General features: G+C 64.2%; 16 protein-coding genes. 11 read left to right on the forward strand and 5 right to left on the reverse strand.

Going from position 1 to position 15,105, the window contains the following annotated elements:
- Positions 1-9: 9 nt before the first annotated feature.
- From AC5Y7V_RS22640 to AC5Y7V_RS22675, 8 genes are all read left to right on the forward strand, one after another.
- Positions 10-1,899, forward strand: a complete 1,890-nt coding sequence (locus AC5Y7V_RS22640) for a lysophospholipid acyltransferase (RefSeq protein ID WP_499882265.1) — start codon at positions 10-12, stop codon at positions 1,897-1,899.
- Positions 1,900-2,151: 252 nt separating this feature from the next.
- The gene (locus AC5Y7V_RS22645; RefSeq protein ID WP_499882353.1) at positions 2,152-2,973 is read left to right on the forward strand and encodes a DNA adenine methylase; all 822 of its coding nucleotides are present in this window, start codon (positions 2,152-2,154) and stop codon (positions 2,971-2,973) included.
- Positions 2,970-4,208, forward strand: coding sequence for a metallophosphoesterase family protein (locus AC5Y7V_RS22650; RefSeq protein ID WP_499882266.1), 1,239 nt, complete (start codon positions 2,970-2,972; stop codon positions 4,206-4,208). The genes AC5Y7V_RS22645 and AC5Y7V_RS22650 overlap by 4 nt, the downstream gene beginning before the upstream one ends.
- Positions 4,205-5,941 (forward strand): ORC-CDC6 family AAA ATPase, encoded by a 1,737-nt coding sequence (locus AC5Y7V_RS22655; RefSeq protein ID WP_499882267.1) that lies wholly within the window; start codon positions 4,205-4,207, stop codon positions 5,939-5,941. Before AC5Y7V_RS22650 ends, AC5Y7V_RS22655 begins: the two co-directional genes overlap by 4 nt.
- Positions 5,941-6,855, forward strand: a complete 915-nt coding sequence (locus AC5Y7V_RS22660; protein ID WP_499882268.1) for a hypothetical protein — start codon at positions 5,941-5,943, stop codon at positions 6,853-6,855. Before AC5Y7V_RS22655 ends, AC5Y7V_RS22660 begins: the two co-directional genes overlap by 1 nt.
- Positions 6,856-7,035: 180 nt before the next feature.
- Complete coding sequence (locus tag AC5Y7V_RS22665; RefSeq protein WP_499882269.1) at positions 7,036-7,473, forward strand: nitroreductase family deazaflavin-dependent oxidoreductase; 438 nt, start codon at positions 7,036-7,038, stop codon at positions 7,471-7,473.
- A gap of 23 nt (positions 7,474-7,496) precedes the next feature.
- Positions 7,497-8,777, forward strand: a complete 1,281-nt coding sequence (ilvA, locus tag AC5Y7V_RS22670; RefSeq protein WP_499882270.1) for a threonine ammonia-lyase — start codon at positions 7,497-7,499, stop codon at positions 8,775-8,777.
- 9 nt (positions 8,778-8,786) lie between these two features.
- Positions 8,787-9,671 (forward strand): phosphatase PAP2 family protein, encoded by an 885-nt coding sequence (locus AC5Y7V_RS22675; RefSeq protein WP_499882271.1) that lies wholly within the window; start codon positions 8,787-8,789, stop codon positions 9,669-9,671.
- On the opposite strand, the gene AC5Y7V_RS22680 is transcribed toward AC5Y7V_RS22675, so the two are convergent.
- Positions 9,663-10,313 carry a pyridoxamine 5'-phosphate oxidase family protein gene (locus AC5Y7V_RS22680; protein ID WP_499882272.1) on the reverse strand — a complete coding sequence of 217 codons (651 nt, stop codon included), beginning with the start codon at positions 10,311-10,313 and terminating at the stop codon, positions 9,663-9,665. The two genes, AC5Y7V_RS22675 and AC5Y7V_RS22680, sit on opposite strands and share 9 nt — an antisense overlap.
- A gap of 40 nt (positions 10,314-10,353) precedes the next feature.
- Between AC5Y7V_RS22680 and AC5Y7V_RS22685 the strand changes: the two genes are divergently transcribed.
- Entirely contained in the window at positions 10,354-11,667 is a 1,314-nt protein-coding gene (locus AC5Y7V_RS22685) for an aminotransferase class I/II-fold pyridoxal phosphate-dependent enzyme (RefSeq protein WP_499882273.1), read from the forward strand.
- Here AC5Y7V_RS22685 and AC5Y7V_RS22690 read toward each other — a convergent pair.
- The 4 genes from AC5Y7V_RS22690 to AC5Y7V_RS22705 form a co-directional block, all read right to left on the reverse strand.
- Complete coding sequence (locus tag AC5Y7V_RS22690) at positions 11,645-12,235, reverse strand: mismatch-specific DNA-glycosylase (protein WP_499882274.1); 591 nt, start codon at positions 12,233-12,235, stop codon at positions 11,645-11,647. The genes AC5Y7V_RS22685 and AC5Y7V_RS22690 overlap by 23 nt on opposite strands.
- Positions 12,236-13,531: a DUF2786 domain-containing protein gene (locus AC5Y7V_RS22695; RefSeq protein WP_499882275.1), complete on the reverse strand. Its 1,296-nt coding sequence runs from the start codon at positions 13,529-13,531 to the stop codon at positions 12,236-12,238.
- A 66-nt stretch (positions 13,532-13,597) separates the two neighbouring features.
- Positions 13,598-14,020, reverse strand: coding sequence for a PIN domain-containing protein (locus AC5Y7V_RS22700; RefSeq protein WP_499882276.1), 423 nt, complete (start codon positions 14,018-14,020; stop codon positions 13,598-13,600).
- Positions 14,004-14,249: an AbrB/MazE/SpoVT family DNA-binding domain-containing protein gene (locus tag AC5Y7V_RS22705; RefSeq protein WP_499882277.1), complete on the reverse strand. Its 246-nt coding sequence runs from the start codon at positions 14,247-14,249 to the stop codon at positions 14,004-14,006. The genes AC5Y7V_RS22700 and AC5Y7V_RS22705 overlap by 17 nt, the downstream gene beginning before the upstream one ends.
- 239 nt (positions 14,250-14,488) lie before the next feature.
- On the opposite strand from AC5Y7V_RS22705, the gene AC5Y7V_RS22710 reads away from it, so the two are divergent.
- Together AC5Y7V_RS22710 and vapC are read left to right on the forward strand one after the other, a co-directional pair.
- A complete protein-coding gene (locus AC5Y7V_RS22710; RefSeq protein ID WP_499882278.1) occupies positions 14,489-14,698 on the forward strand; it encodes a type II toxin-antitoxin system VapB family antitoxin in 210 nt (69 codons plus the stop codon).
- Positions 14,698-15,102 (forward strand): type II toxin-antitoxin system VapC family toxin, encoded by a 405-nt coding sequence (gene vapC / locus AC5Y7V_RS22715; RefSeq protein WP_499882279.1) that lies wholly within the window; start codon positions 14,698-14,700, stop codon positions 15,100-15,102. Before AC5Y7V_RS22710 ends, vapC begins: the two co-directional genes overlap by 1 nt.
- Positions 15,103-15,105 lie beyond the last annotated feature (3 nt).

Below are 15,105 nucleotides of genomic sequence, written 5' to 3' on the forward strand. Positions count from 1 at the left end.
GGACCGGCGGTGTCAGCGCACGAAATCGGGCGCTCCGGGGTGCGAAAGCTGCTGCAGCGCACCGGAATGGTGGACGAGTCGACGACGCCGCTGCCGACCGACCCCGACGAGGTGGTCGAGCTGTTGGCGGCGCCGTGGTACGACGAGCGGCTGGCCAAGCTGGCGGAGGAACTCGGACGCGACCGGGACGACGTGCGCGCCGAGGCCGCCGGCTACCTGCGCGAGATGGCTCCCTCGCTGGACGAGCGGGCCGTCAGGGCCTGGCGCAGCTTCAGTTGCTGGCTGATGCGGGCCTACGACATCCTCGTCGACGAGGATCAGATCGCCCAACTGCGCAAGCTGGACCGCAAAGCGACTCTGGCGTTTGCCTTTTCGCACCGCTCCTACCTGGACGGCCTGCTGCTGCCCGAATCGATCCAGGCCAACCGGCTCTCGCCCGCGCTCACCTTCGGCGGCGCGAACCTGAACTTCTTCCCGATGGGCGCCTGGGCCAAGCGCACCGGCACGATCTTCATCCGGCGTCAGACCAAGGACATTCCGGTGTACCGGTTCGTGTTGCGCGCCTACGCCGCCCAGCTGGTGCAGAACCACGCCAACCTCACGTGGTCGATCGAAGGGGGCCGCACCCGGACCGGGAAGCTGCGGCCACCGGTGTACGGCATCCTGCGCTACATCAGCGACGCCGTCGACGAAATCGACGGCCCCGAGGTCTATTTGGTGCCGACCTCCATCGTCTACGACCAGCTGCACGAGGTGGAGGCGATGACCACCGAGGCCTACGGTGCGGCCAAGCGGCCGGAGGACTTCCGGTTCCTGGTCCGGCTGGCGCGCCAGCAGGGCGAGCGGCTCGGGCGCGCCTACCTCGACTTCGGCGAACCGCTGCCGCTGCGCAAGCGGCTGGAGGAGTTGCGCGCCCTGGATACCGCGGCGCCCGGGACCGGCACCGAGATCGAGCGCATCGCACTGGACGTCGAGCACCGGATCAACCGCGCGACCCCCGTCACCCCCACCGCGGTGGTCAGCCTCGCGCTGCTGGGCGCGGACCGGTCGTTGTCCATCAGCGAGGTGCTGGCCACCGTGCGTCCGCTGGCGAGCTACATCGCGGCGCGGAACTGGACGGTGGCCGGCGCCGCCGACCTGACCAACCGCTCGACGATCCGCTGGACCCTGCACCAGCTCGTCGCCTCGGGCGTGGTCAGCGTCTACGACGCCGGCACGGAACCGGTCTGGGGCATCGGCGCCGACCAGCACCTGGTGGCGGCGTTTTACCGCAACACCGCCATCCACATCCTGGTCGACCGCGCGATCGCCGAGACCGCGTTGCTGGCCGCCATCGAAGCCGCCGAGAACTCGGTGGACCGGCTGGTGTCACCGGCGGCCGTTCGCGACGAGGCCTTGGCCCTGCGCGAGCTGCTGAAGTTCGAGTTCCTGTTCTCCGCGCGGGCCCAGTTCGAGAAGGAATTGGCCGACGAGGTGCGCCTGATCGGGCGGGTGGAGGACACCAGCAAGGCCGCGCCCGCGGCCGACGTGCGCGGGCTGCTGGAAAAGGCCGACCTGCTGCTGGCGCACCTGGTGTTGCGCCCGTTCCTGGACGCCTACCACATCGTCGCCGACCGGCTGGCCGCCTACGACGACGAATCGTTCGACGAGGACGTCTTTCTCACCGAGTGCCTCGAGGTGGGCAAGCAGTGGGAGCTGCAGCGCCGGATCGCCAACGCCGAGTCGCGGTCGATGGAGCTGTTCAAGACCGCGTTGCGGCTGGCGCGGCACCGCGAGCTGGTGGATGCGTTCGGGGACCCGCAACTCGCCCAGCGACGCCGCGAGTTCGCCGACGAGATCGCCACCGCCATCCGGCGCGTCAACGCCATCGCGGAGCTGGCTCGACTGGCAGTCACCTAGCGCTGATGGAGAGACGCACGTACCCAAATACCGGGGTGGTGGCCGTCACGGCAGCCGACCGCAGGGTCAAGCTACGCCCTCGCGACATGTTGACTCGCCTCGACCACTCTCACCTCTATTGCGCCTATACGGACACAGGACGAAATCCTCCAACGAATGAACGGAAATAACCGAAGCCATCGACCAACGGCGGTAGGCTGCCGTGGGCGATGCGATCGGACGGAAATCGGAGGCATGGGGCAGACAACTGAAATGGCAGCGGCGCCGTTCCTGCGTTGGGCTGGGTCAAAGCGGTGGCTAGTTCGACATCTCCGCGAATATATCCCGCACGAGTTCAACGACTACTACGAGCCGTTCCTTGGATCGGGCGCTATGTTCTTCGATGTCGGGGATGGACATTTCGCATATCTATCAGACACGATCGCGCCCCTCATAGAGACCTATCAAACGATCCGACGAGCGCACAAGCAAGTTCATCGGATCGCGTCGGCCTGGGCGACGGATAAAAGTACGTACTATCGAATACGCAACAGGAGCTATGTATCCGATGCCCACGCTGCTGCCAGATTTATATATCTCAATCGTCTCTGCTTCAATGGGCTATACCGGGAAAACAAGTCCGGCTATTTTAATGTTCCATACGGACGACCACGGTCAACGAACACAATCACAGCGCTTCATCATCTAGCTGCATGCGCGAAGCGACTTCAAAATACCGAGCTCAAAGTTGCGGACTTCGAAGATGCGACTTCTCAATGCAATGCAGGCGACCTGGTGTACCTTGACCCACCATACGTCGCAGGTCACCGTCACAATGGATTCGTCGACTATAACGCGCTCATATTTGACTGGCGAGACCAACGACGACTCGCACATGTTGTTCGGAATCTCGACCAACGTGGCGTGTACATTATCGTGACCAATGCGAATCACGAGAGCGTGCGTGAATTATACCGCGACTTCAAGATTATCGATGTCGATCGGTACTCGAATATGTCGAGTCGGCCTAGCACTCGTGGTCATAGTTCCGAACTAATTATCCTCGGTAATAGTCTCATTACGGAGCGTCGGTGACAGAGTTCCGCTTTGCCATTGTATCAGATATACACGCCGGAGATGAAGGGAGTAAGTGGACGCATGTCCGAGTCGAGCCACCTGTCGCCCGGCGGAACCGCCACCCTCTAAGCGACCTTCGATACCTAATCGAACAGTATGAAATGCGTTGCAACTATCTGATAGCCCCGGGCGATATTACTAACCAAGCTGATGTTAGTGGATTGAACTACGCTTGGCGCCAACTCAACGCCATAGCCAACCAAATGAGTGCACGACTGCTTAGTACACCGGGTAATCACGATGTGGTCACTCACGACGCTGCGGTGGACCCCAGGGCAATGTTAAAAAACCTGCTTCCGTCTTTCCCGACAGGTGACATTGCCGTAGACACAGAATTCTGGAACAACGGATGGTGCGCGATAGAGGAGCCAGATCACCGGCTGCTTATACTCGACTCGACGTGCGGATTTCCTTCATATCCGATTGGCGCTGCTAGATCGTCCAGAAGGTGGAGAGAGTACAAACAGCATATTGATCGCGGCTCCGTCACTGAAGCGGTAGAACGCGGCGTTGAGCAATATGTGGCCAGTCTTTCGCAGCGAAAGTTAAACGTAGCAATAATTCATCATCATCCGCAAGAGCACCAAATGCGCGATTATCTTCAAGACGAGTATGGCCCCATGTTCCGAGGTGGCACCTTACTAGATACTTTTTCCAGGTATCCGAGAGGCGGGCGCTGGATAGTTATACATGGCCACAAGCATATCCCGCAGCTAGTCAACGCAGTAAGTGCTACCAGCAACGGCCCGCTCATCCTGTGTGCCGCAAGTCTGGGTGCACAACTGTGGCAGCCAATTAATACCGTTGCGCGGAATCAATTTCACATACTATCGGTTTCCACCGAAGGGCTTCCGGGTGTTGCAAGTATTTGCGGTACTGTAGACAGTTTTACGTGGGGGTATGGAGACGGATGGTCAATTTCAGAGCGCCGTGGCTCCGGCTTGCCTGGACGAGGAGGGTTTGGGTGTGCCCTGGACTCGGCCACGGTAGGGGCCAATATTGCACTAATCATGGACGAAAATAATCGGCAGTTCATTCCTTATGGCGAACTGATTTCACGTGTGCCGCAACTGCCATATCAGCTGCCGCAGGACTTTGATTCACTCGAAGATGACTTAGAACGCCGCGGCTTTATATTTGAACGAGATAGGTACGATCGTCTGACTCAGCTGTCCAGAAAGGCATCTCGGTGACTGCGCAATCTCCACCGCCATTTGACACGTTCAATGCGAAGAGGTTGTCACCGATCGAGGTCGCTCGGACATTTGTAATGCCATCGTACTTTCCTTCACTGGTAGGTAAAGATCATTCGTATATAGTTGGCCCGCGAGGAAGTGGCAAGACAACTCTGCTACGGATGCTTCATGGTTCAAGCCTGATGAGTTGGAGCGGCCGAGAAGCGGATTCCGTCCGGCAGTCAGTCGATTACTCAACCATCTTTCTTCCCGCCGACGAGCTTTGGGCGCGCCAGTCTGGTGAGAAAACAGCGGCGTTAGCGTTTACCGTTCAAATACTCTATGCATTCCTAGAAACCGCAATATACCGCACTTCGGAAGAAGATGCTTACGGGAACGCGACGCATATGCCGGTACGCATCGGGCACGACAACGAAGTTGATTTTTGCCGCGAATGCGCGTCCGCATGGGGCATGCCGGAAGCGAATCCGAGCTTTCAGGGGCTGCTGAAAGCTCTGGATCTCTTATTGCTGAAAATATCGACTGAGAAGGTGGAATCCAGCCACCCGCTTGCCTCCACCGACCCGATGACTCTATTGGCGTTTAGCATCCGTGCCTTCAACCGAATGAGCGGCGAAAGAGATCATCAGTGGGCATTGCTTCTCGACGAGATGGAGCTAGCACCTCCCGAAGTTCACCGCGCTGTAGTCGCTTTCGTCCGCGGTGGCACGGCCAACTTAATTCTCAAGGTCACGATGAGTCCTTTCGACCGGTATATGCACGGCGCGATTCCCGTCCACGACTTTCAAATTGTTTATCTATCGGGCCAGGGTTATCGTGAGATAAAGGCGCTAACCAGTGGCTTATGGGGTGAGAGCCTCAGGGCGCGGGGGCTTAAGTTGACATCACTTGAGGACGCGCTTCCGACGCAGACATCGCGCGGCCGTCCTGACCCTCGCACCGATCAGAGGGGATTTTTAGCGTACGTTATCGCTCGTGATCGGACTTTTGCGTCGTGGCTGAAAAGCCGCCAAATCGATATCGACAGGCTTGAGGAGATGTCATACAACGAGAAGTCTGCGACTATCCGTAAAGTGATGCCGCTTCTTGTTTTTAGAGATGCGCTTCTCGGCTATAGAGATGGAAAACCCTTCAGAAGATCGAGAAAGAAATCGTTCGAGCCATTTACAGGTCCGGCGCCCGTTACGCGGGCCCTTGAAGGAAATCCTCGCTGGATTAAAGTTGCATTCTCGCATATGCTGAATTATTATGATTCGTCTACTAACACAGTTAGTCCGGGTTTCCAAATCGATGCTATTGTCCAGTTGGCGAACCGATTTGAGGCTCTTCTTAGGGTACTACCGCGGAGAGAGGCCTCGTCCCCCAATGAGACATCCGTCGTATGGCTAGTTAATACGATAGCGGAGTACATGAATTCGGCAAATACTGGGCCATTCCGGCCCGATCCAGTCAATTGTTTCACAATCGATTCTAAAGTACCTGAGTCCGTGCTTGATGCTCTTGTTCTCGGGCTCTACGCCGGTGCATTCGTCCAAGTTCGGCATCGGAGAAGCGATGCGATTTTATCAGATCTAGTCGGCGAACGTTTTAGGTTAGCTTATCTGTTGGGCGTGAGGGAACGGCGAGAGTACCCATTGAGGTTGGGCAAAGACGTCGCCTTATCGGAGATTTTGAAGTTACGACATCGGAATACTTCTTCGGACGCCGAGCAGCTTGGACTGGAACTATGATGCCAGTCGATGTGGTCTTTGATCGGGCCCGGACCTACGAGCTTGTCGTCGCTAGTTGCGGCTATGAAAGGCGGTCGAGCTACCTTTGTCGGCTTGGCGTCGCTGGTGACGAGCGCATTGCTGTCGTCTATCCGGGTACGCAAGGGCCGATTTACGAGGAAAACGTTAGGCTGTACGAGTCGCAACAGTGGAAGCTGCTTTCATTGGATGAGACCTTTGTTTTGCTGAACAGGGTCGTTGCAGGCGGCTCGTTTAAATCGGTAGCGATCGATGTTAGCAGCATGCCGAGATTAGTAATCGCCGACATCGTCCAATGGCTAAGCCTGGTAGAACCGAGCGCGCCATTCGAAGTACATTTCCTGTATTGTCCCGGAGATTTTACCGGGAGCGCGACGGCTGCAAGCTTAGAGGGGCCGATGTGTGCGAATCCAGTTAGCCCTTACTTTGCAGGCGTCCTGCGGCCGCCCTCAATTCCTATAGGGCTGGTTGTTGGGCTTGGGCTCGAACCCTACAGGGCGGCGGGCATTATTGAGCTATTAGAGCCGGCCCGAACATGGTTATTTACCCCGAGTCAAGGTGACGAGCGGTTCCTGGAGGCGTCCTCTCGAGTCCATCAGCCGTTGTTGGCGTTGACTGATCCAAGCGACATCCTCGAATACAGTATTCGCTCTTTGTCTTCCACTTTTTCCGCGTTAGATTCCCTGAATTTCAGCACTGGCCTTCGTTATCGCCTAATCATGGCGCCCTCCGGCCCAAAGCTGTTTTCATTGGCTTGCCTGTTGGTTGGAGCCAAGCGCGATACTGCGAGGCCGGCGGTTTGGCGCGTGGGCAGCGCCACGCGTTGGGAGCCTATAAGCGTAGAAGAGGCTGGTGACGTTTGTGCGAGTGTCGTGGTGGTCGACTCTCGCGAATAGCGAGTGGTTATGTGGGAGCACGCTGCGGTCGTCCCCTGTTCCGCCTCAATCAACCAGGTTCTACGCCCGTTACCCAACCGAACGGCGCTGATCACAAGGCCTCCGCCTTCTAAGCCGTCTAGGGCGCCGGCCGCTGATCGGCATGCGCTCGGCATTCGTGCAAGTCCTAGAGTTGGTGACATGCCGCTTACAGGTGAATACGTACCGTCGCCCTGGGATTGGTCTCGCGAACAGGCCGACAAATACGCCGCGTCCGGTGGGACCGAGGCCGCGGACATGAAGGGGAAACCCATCATCCTGCTGACCACGGTCGGGGCCAAGACCGGCAAAATCCGCAAAACCCCGCTCATGCGCGTCGAGCACGACGGCGAGTACGCCGTCGTCGCCTCGCTCGGCGGGGCCCCGCAGAACCCGGTCTGGTACCACAACATCAAGAAGAACCCGCGCGTCGAGCTGCAGGACGGCGGCGTCACCCGCGACTACGACGCCCGCGAGGTGTTCGGCGACGAGAAGGCCACCTGGTGGGAGCGAGCCGTCGAGGCCTTTCCGGACTACGCCGAATACCAGGAAAAGACCGACCGCCAGATCCCGGTGTTCGTGCTCAGCCCGGTCAGCTGAAGGCGGCATGGGACCATTGATCGGTGTCCGCTGAACTGAGTCAGAGCCCGAGTAGGTCGCCGCTGTCCGCGGCCGACATCGACGCGGCGGCCCAGCGAATCGCCCCGGTGGTCACGCCGACCCCGTTGCAGCCGATTGATCGGCTGTCGGCGATCACCGGCGCGCAGGTCTACCTCAAGCGCGAGGACCTGCAGGTGGTGCGCTCCTACAAGCTGCGCGGCGCCTACAACCTGCTGGTCCAGCTGTCCGAGGAGGAGCTGGCCGCCGGCGTCGTGTGCTCGTCGGCGGGCAACCACGCCCAGGGCTTCGCCTACGCCTGCCGCGCGCTCGGGGTGCACGGCCGCGTCTACGTGCCGGCCAAGACGCCCAAGCAGAAGCGCGACCGGATCCGCTACCACGGCGGGGACTTCATCGAGCTGATCGTGGGCGGGTCGACCTACGACCTGGCCGCCGAGGCGGCGCTCGACGACGTCCAGCGCACCGGCGCCACGCTGGTGCCGCCCTACGACGACCCGCGCACCATGGCCGGGCAGGGCACCATCGCCCTGGAGCTGCTCGACCAACTCGACGCGGAGCCCGACCTGGTCGTGGTCCCGGTGGGCGGCGGCGGCTGCATCTCGGGCATCACCACCTACCTGGCCGAACGGACCACCAACACCGCGGTGCTCGGTGTCGAGCCCGCCGGGGCCGCGGCCATGATGGCAGCCCTGGCCGCCGGCGAGCCGGTGACGCTGGAGCACGTCGACCAGTTCGTCGACGGCGCCGCGGTGAAACGGGCGGGCACGCTGACCTACGCCGCGCTGGCCGCCGCCGGTGACATGGTGTCGATCACCGCGGTCGATGAGGGCGCGGTGTGCACCGCCATGCTGGACCTCTACCAGAACGAGGGCATCATCGCCGAACCGGCGGGCGCGCTGTCGGTCGCGGGCCTGCTGGAGGCTGACGTCGAACCCGGGTCCACGGTGGTGTGCCTCATCTCGGGCGGCAACAACGACGTGTCGCGCTACGGCGAGGTGCTGGAGCGCTCGCTGGTGCACCTCGGCCTCAAGCACTACTTCCTGGTGGACTTCCCGCAGGAGCCGGGCGCCCTGCGCCGGTTCCTCGACGAGGTGCTGGGACCCAACGACGACATCACCCTGTTCGAGTACGTCAAGCGCAACAACCGGGAAACCGGCGAGGCGCTCGTCGGGATCGAACTGGGATCGGCCGCTGGCCTGGACGGGCTGATGGCGCGGATGCGGGCGACGGAAATTCACGTCGAGGCCCTCGAGCCCGGCTCGCCGGCCTACCGCTACCTGCTGTAGCCAGTCGGCATGGGTCAACCCGGCTTCGGCGTCCTCAGCGCCGGCACCGTGCTGTTCCTGCTGCTGCTGGCGGGGTCGGCCATCTGGGTCGGGCGGCGTGGGCCTCAGTTGCGTCGGCTCTGGGCGCGGGTGTCCGGCGCCGAGGTGATCGGCCGGGCGCTGACCCGGGCCCGCGACCAGATCGCCGCGAGGGGATGGCCGTTGGCGCGCCGGTTGCCCGCGGACGAGGTCGCCGGTGTCGCGCTGCTCCTGGGCTTCGTCGCGGTGGGCGCCGTGGCGGTGGGCTTCACCGAGGTGCTCGACGACGTGCTCGAGGGCGACGGCATCGCCGGGCTCGACCAACCGACCGCACGGTGGCTCGCAACCCACCGCGATCTGTGGCTGACCACGACGCTGCGGGTGCTCACCTCCGCCGGCGATCCCCCCTTCCTTGCCGCGCTTGCCCTGTCGATTTCCGCCGTTGCCGGGTGGCGATGCAGGTCGTGGCGGCCGGTGCTGCTCGCCGCGGTGGGAGGCGGCGGGATGGCGCTGGTGCTGTTCACCGCCAAGGCCCTGGTCGGCCGGGAACGCCCGCCCCTTCCGTTCGCCGTGGCCGCCGCGGACGGCTATTCCTTTCCCTCCGGGCACGCGACCGGCGCCGCCACGATCATGATGCTTTGCGCCTGGATGACGACCCGCTGGCTCGTCACCGGGTGGGCGGCGCGGGTGATCGTCTGGACGGTGGCGATCGGCTCGGCGCTGGTGGTCGGATACTCGCGGGTCTATCTGGGCGTGCACTACGTCAGCGACGTGCTGGCCGGCTGGCTACTGGGCGTCGCCTGGGCCGGCATCGTAATGCTGGTCGGATCGTGGTGGACCGACGCGCGGCGGGGCCGTCGCGCAGCGTCAGGCTAGGTACGACGGCACCGGGACAGCGGGATCGAGGTCGGCGGCGGGCACCGGGGTTCCGGCGGTCAAGCGCAGCGGCACCACGCCGGCCCAGTGCGGCAACGCGCGGTCCTCGGGATCGTCGGCCGGGCCGTCGGCGCGCACCTTGGCCGAGACCTCGGCCAGGTCGAGCGCGAGCACCCCGGTCGCGGCGAGTTCGCGCGCGTTGGGATTGCGGCAGTCGTCGGCCCGGCCGGGCCGGATGTGATCGAGCAGGCCGCGCAGCGCGCGCAGCTTCTCCGCGGGATCGTCGACCACCCGCGCGTTGCCCAGCACGACCACCGAGCGGAAGTTCACCGAATGGTGCATGGCCGAGCGCGCCAGCACCAGCCCGTCGACCAGGGTGACGGTGACGCACACGGGCAGGCCCTCCGGCGTCGCTTTGGCGGCGAGCAGTGGGCCGCCGCCGGTGGAACCGTGCAGGTAGAGCGTCTCGCCGAGGCGCGCATGGGTCGTCGGCAACACCACCGGGCCGCCGGCGCCCGGGTAGCCCAGGTGACAGATCAGGGCCTCGTCCAGGATCGCGTGGACCGTGGGGCGGTCGTAGTGGGCGCGCTCGCGGTAGCGGGTGGGCGTGGTTCGGGGTGTGGGGCGGTACGCGGTTTCCAACGGATTGCCTTTAGTTTTGTCCTAGTACATACTTATCCTCGTGCCAGTACAATATACGGGGACGGGCGCGGAATCCATAGCCGCCAACGTGGAGGAGGCCATCTCCCACGGCTCCCTGGCGCCGGGCGAGGCGTTGCCACCGATCCGCGACCTGGCGGGCCGGCTCGGTGTGAACGCCAACACCGTCGCCGCGGCCTACCGCCTGCTGCGCGATCGCGGGGCCGTCGAGACCGCGGGGCGGCGCGGCACCCGGGTGCGGCACCGCCCCGCGACGACACCCCGCTCGCTGCTGGGGCTCGACGTCCCCGCGGGCGTGCGCGACCTGTCGACCGGCAACCCCGACCCGGCGCTGCTCCCGATCGCCTCCGCCCGGGTCCCGCGCCCCCGGCCACTGCTCTACGGCGAGCCGGCGATGTCGCCCGCGTTGGTCGACCACGCCCGCGCCGCGCTCGCCGCGGACGGCGTCCCGGCCGATCACCTGGCGGTGACCAGCGGCGCGCTCGACGGCATCGAGCGGGCGCTGAGCGCGCACCTGCGCCCCGGCGACCGGGTGGCCGTGGAGGACCCGGGATGGGCCAACCTGCTGGATTTGCTTGCCGCCCTTGGCCTTTCGGCCGAGCCGGTGCGGGTCGACGACGACGGCCCGCTGGTCGCCGACCTGTCCCGGGCGCTCGGACGCGGCGCCCGGGCCGTCGTCGTCACCACCCGCGCGCACAACCCGACCGGTGCGGCGCTGTTCGCGGACCGCGCGGACACGCTGCGCGAATTGCTGGCCGCCCGCGCCGACGACGTGCTGCTCGTCGAGGACGACCACTGCGCGGGCATCGCCGGGGCGCCACTGCACACGCTGGCCGGATCGACCGGCCACTGGGCGTTCGTGCGCTCGGCGTCCAAGGCCTACGGTCCGGACCTGCGGGTCGCCGTCCTCGCCGGGGACCGCCGCACCGTCGAGCGCGTGCACGGCCGCCTGCGCCTCGGCCCGGGCTGGGTGAGCCACCTGCTGCAGGATCTCGCCGTGAGCCTGTGGTCCGACGAGGCGGCAGCGCGCCTCGTCGGCGAGGCCGAGAGGCAATACGCCGACAACCGGACGCGACTGCGCGCGGCGCTAGCCGAGCGCGGCGTCGCGGCCCACGGGCGCTCGGGGCTCAACGTGTGGGTCCCGGTGCCCGACGAGACGGTCGCGATCACCCGGCTGCTCGGCGCGGGTTGGGCCGCGGCGCCGGGGGCGCGGTTCCGGATTCGCACCGCGCCAGGAATCCGCGTCACGGTCGCGGATTTGGGCGCGCGCGAGATCGATCCGCTGGCCGACGCGATCGCCGAGGCGGTGCTGGCTACCGGCCGGCCGAGCGTGTAGGGATGCCGGCGGCCCGGGCGACCTCGCCGTAGGCGGCCGCCAGGCCGGACAACGACGCGTGGGCGTTGCGCCCGCTCGGATTCGGCAGCACCCACAGCTCGGCGGCGGGGTAGGGCGACACCTGAATGCCCTGCTTCGCCAGGCGGTCGCCGAAGGCGTCGCGGTAGGCGGTGACCCCCAGGACCGCGACGACCCGTGGGGAGTACTCGCGAACCGTGTTGTCCAGTCTGCTTCTGCCTGCGACGAATTCGGCGACGGTGAGCTCGTCCGCACCCGCGGTGGCTCGCTCGACGAGGCTGGTGATGCCGATCCCGAGATCCAGCAAATATTCTCGGTCGGCGGGCGTGAACCCGGACGAGGCGTCGATCAGATGATCGGTGATGCCGGCCCGGAACAGCGCCGGCCAGAACCGATTGCCGCGCGGAGCGAAATGGGCTTGCACGGCAACGCTTCTCAGGCCCGGGTTGATCCCGACGAACAGCAGCCGGACCCGCTCGGATATCAGGTCCGGCAGTGTCGCACCGGCGAACCGCTTCAGCTGGTCGCGGGTGAACCGGGCGTCGTCCACCTAACCCGCGATCGAACCGCGCGTGTCGAACACGGCCATGTTCGCCGCGGCGCGGCCTGCGCCCCAGCCGGCACCGTCGGAGACTGACACCGCGCGAGGAAGCGTCGACGGGAACAGTCGACAAAGGAGTTCGTCGGCCGCCAGGCTATTGGCCGCCAGCACCGGAAGCAGTCGACCGTCCCCTTTGGCCTCCGCGGCAACCGATGCGCTCGCGCCCTCGAGCCGTTCGCCGATGCGTTGGGCGTAGGCGACAAGAAACGAATGGCGAAACGTCCTGGAACGTGTTTGCGCACTTGCGTTGCGCCCCGCGCCGAGCATGGCTCGGTTGGCTTGTACGAGCAGCGACGTGCTGAGCAGCTCGACCAGGTTGAGATCGGTTTCGCAGCCGATGACAGTGACGAATCCGAGGCGCTCGGCCCACACCGCGCGGCAACGATTGGACCTACTCACCACTTGCACCAACGCCGCCTTGGCGGCGGCGTACGGGTTGTCGATCCAGATCCGTCGCGCGGTCGCGGCCGGCTTCCGGCCGCGGTCGTGACGGGCCAGCGCTTCACTCAGCGCGTACCTGCTCATGAGATCTTGGGCCTTGGCCGAAAGTGCCTCCGCCTCGTCCGCGAACTCAGTGGCTTCGGCTTTGGCCAATAGTGCACGCACCCTGCCGAGAGCCCTTTCGTCAGCATCACTCACCGCTGTTGTCACGTGCCGGTGCGTACCTGGCGGCGGCACGAGCACTTCCAGCACTGGGAGCCTGCCGAGAAGATTCAGGAGTTTGAGGACGACCGCGACGGCCGCGCGTCGGTCGACCGTGTGCGACGCGACCCACCGCCGCATAAGGGGCGGTTGTGCGCTCGAATCGGCTGTGGGTGCGAGGCGGGCGAGATCGGCGCGCCAGGCCGGGTGCAATGTCGCTGGGGCGTAGCGCCGGCATTCACCGACGATGGCCTCATCGAGGTAGCGGACTTCGGCCGGCTTGAGTTTGCGCTGTGCGATTTCATGCAAGTCGGATGGTTGCCATCCGTGCTCCCATGCTGCGCTGATGGCCTCGTTAATGGCGAGGTCAGCCGCAACGTCGAGCTCACGTGCGAAGTCCGCGAACTCGCGTAACAGCTCGCCGGCGTGACGCGGCGCGTGCTCGGGAGCGCACGACGCGGCCGTGCTCAACGCGACGACAAGGCTTTCGAGAAGCAGCGCGCGGTCGGGTCCCGGATTGGGGCCGACGCGCTCTTGCGCGGGCGCCGCCCGGCGCCGGTTCTTGTGCTTGGCCGTGCGCTTCTCACGGTTGCGTCTGCTCATGTTCCGCAGTCTTCCGAACGGGTCCGACACCCTGGGGCAGGCACGCCGGGCCGTGCGGCGAAACGGTCAGTCAACGAACTCGTATTGCACGTTGAGTGAGCGGTAGGTGCGCTCTGCCCGACGATCGCGGGTGAGTAGTGTGCGTCGGTTCGTCGACGCGGCATGGCCGACGAGAGCGTCATAGACGGATCCGCCGACGATGCCGAAGTGGGCAAGTCGCTCGAAAAGATCGCTGGTAGCACTCGCCTCGAGCCAGCACGTTGCTGGAAACGCTCTCACCAGTACCGAGGACGCTTGGGCCGCATTCAGACGTAGCGGAAGTGGAAGTCGGGTCAGCACCGAATACGTCTCGAACATCGCATGGCCCGCGAGCGCGGGGCGACGGTGAACGAGCACTCGACGGCACGCCGAGTGCGCCTCGTGGGTCGAATCGAGAGCGGCGACGGCGACGCTGGTGTCGCACGCCCAAAGTTCACCGCTGGATGTCATCGCGAAGCCGGCGCACGTCGTCGTCCGTCAGCACCGCACCCTCCACATGGCCGAGGACTGGAAGGCCGTCTTGCGTCTCGATCGGGCGGACGCGCTGCTGGACAGGCTCGATCCGCAGACCAGATCCGTCCGGAATCAATTCGAGCTGTGTGTCGGGCGTGATCCCCAGCGCGACCCGTAATGCCTTCGGAATGACCAACCGCCCCAGTCGGTCCACGGTCACGTTCATGGCACTACATTACCATTCGATTGGCAAAACAGTCGTTGACAGGCAGCTCTCTTGGCGCAGCGGGCACGAGGGACCGGCCTGCGGTGTGATCGGCCGTCCGCGGTGAATGCCTCAGTTGTGTCTAGCCGAGGGTCCCGTCGGCAGCCGAATCGCCGCCGAAGGCCGCCCGCACCCGAGTGTTACTTAGGTGATTTAAGTGATTTTGATTGTCTGCCAGAACTGATGTGTACGCTTGGTGTATGTCGCGCACCAACATCGACATCGACGACGAACTCGCTGCCGAGGTAATGCGAAGGTTCGGCCTCTCCACCAAAAAAGCGGCCGTCGACCTCGCCCTGCGACGGCTGGTTGGTCAGCCGTTGACTCGCGAATTCCTGCTGGGGCTCGAAGGGGTCGGCTGGGATGGCGACCTCGATGACTTGCGAAGCGAACGGCCCGCGACGTTTTGATGATCCTCGTTGACACGTCGGCCTGGATCGAATACTTCCGCGCTACCGGCTCGGCCGCCGCGACCGAAGTGCGCCGGCTGATCTCCGAGGAGGAGCGTCAAATCGCGATGTGCGAGCCCATCGCGATGGAAATCCTGAGCGGAGCGGCCAACGACAACGCCTACATCATGCTCGAGCGGCTCGTGAACGGCTTGCCCTCGTTGGTCGTGGACAACGCGATCGATTTTCGGGCCGCCGCCAACATCTATCGCGCGGCCCGGCGCGCGGGGAAGACGATTCGTAGCATCAACGACTGCCTCATCGCGTCGGTCGCGATCCGCCATGGTGCACGCATCGTCCACCGCGATGCGGACTTCGATGTCATCGCGCAAATGACCGGCCTCGAGGCAACGTCGGTGCTCTGAGAG

It is taken from the genome of Mycobacterium sp. NGS34, assembly GCF_059812845.1.